Origin of the sequence: Verminephrobacter aporrectodeae subsp. tuberculatae At4, assembly GCF_000193225.1 — a bacterium.
Taxonomy (GTDB): domain Bacteria; phylum Pseudomonadota; class Gammaproteobacteria; order Burkholderiales; family Burkholderiaceae_C; genus Acidovorax; species Acidovorax aporrectodeae.
Genome location: NZ_AFAL01000831.1, coordinates 1 through 1,422, shown reverse-complemented (window position 1 = coordinate 1,422; position 1,422 = coordinate 1). Strand labels below are relative to the sequence as shown.

The following is a 1,422-nucleotide window of genomic DNA, read 5'->3' as shown; positions in this document are numbered from 1 at the left end:
TCTGCGCCGGCGAATCAACCACCGTCACCATCACCTTCTCCGAAGCGCTCAATCGGGACAGTTTCACTCTGGCGCACATTAGCTCCAATGCCTCCGCCAATCCCGGCACATTGTCCGACCTGCGTACCACCAACGGCATTACTTGGCAGTTCACGCTGACGGCCCCGACTTCCGGCGCCTCATCGACCGGCAATTACCTCCGCGTGCATTTGAGTACCGTGACCGATGTCGCAGGCAACAGTGGTTGGGGCGGAGTGACGTCTTTCGTTGACATCCGCTACGACATTGACCTCGTTCGACCCACCGCCACGATCACCTTGGCCGACAGCGCGCTCACCGTCGGCGAAACCACCACCGTCACCTTCGCCTTCAGCGAGCCCGTCACCAGTTTCACGCGCGATGACATCGCGCTCGCAAACGGCACATTGGGTGACCTCACGACCCATGACAACGGCAGAACCTGGACGGCCACCTTGACGCCCACGGCCAACGTCTACGCCGGGGCGAATACCATCCGCGTGAACCTCATCGGTGTCACCGACATCGCTGGCAACATCGGTACCGCCACCGCCACCAGCGCCAACTACACCGTGGACACCCGGCCAGCGAACACCGCAGGCCCAACCGCCACCATCACGCTGGCCGACACCAGCCTCATCGCCGGCGAAACAACGACCGTCACCATCGTCTTCAACGAGACCGTCACCGGCTTCACGCGCGAGGACATCGTGCTCACCGATGCCAACGGCACATTGGGCGACCTCACGACCCATGACAATGGCAAAACCTGGACCGCCACCTTCACGCCCACGGCCAACATTGAGGACAGCAGCAACACCATCGGCGTGAACTTGGCTGGCGTGACCAACGCCGCAAACACCGCCGGTGCCGGCCTCGCCACCAGCACCAGCTACTCCATCGATACCAAGCAGCTCACACCGACCGACATCACCATCGCCATCGCTGACACCAAACTCTGCTCCGGCGAATCAACCACCGTCACCCTCACCTTCTCCGAAGCGCTTAATCGGGACAACTTCACCCTGCGTGACCTGGGCTTCATGCGCAATGCCAGCACCAATATCGGCACACTGTCCAACCTGCGCAGCACCGACGACATCACCTGGAAATTCACGCTCACTGCCCCGACTTCCGGCGATTCATCGACCGGCCATGCCATCCTCCTTAACCTGCGCGGCATCACCGATGTCGCGGGCAACGAGGGTCAGCGCGTGTTGGTGTATTTCTCTGACGAGCCCTTCGACTTTGACCTCGTTCGCCCCACCGCCACGATCACCCTGGCTGACAACGCGCTCACCGTTGGCGAAACAACCACCGTCACCTTCGCCTTTAGCGAGCCCGTCACCGGCTTCACGATCGATGACATCGTGCTCACCGACGCCAACGGCACGCTGGGCACGC

At 61.9% G+C, this 1,422-nt stretch carries 1 protein-coding gene; it reads left to right on the top strand.

Annotated features, from left to right (window positions below):
- Nucleotides 1-1,422 (top strand): Ig-like domain-containing protein (locus VTU_RS34125; RefSeq protein WP_010108921.1); only part of this gene is annotated, 1,422 nt, incomplete at both ends.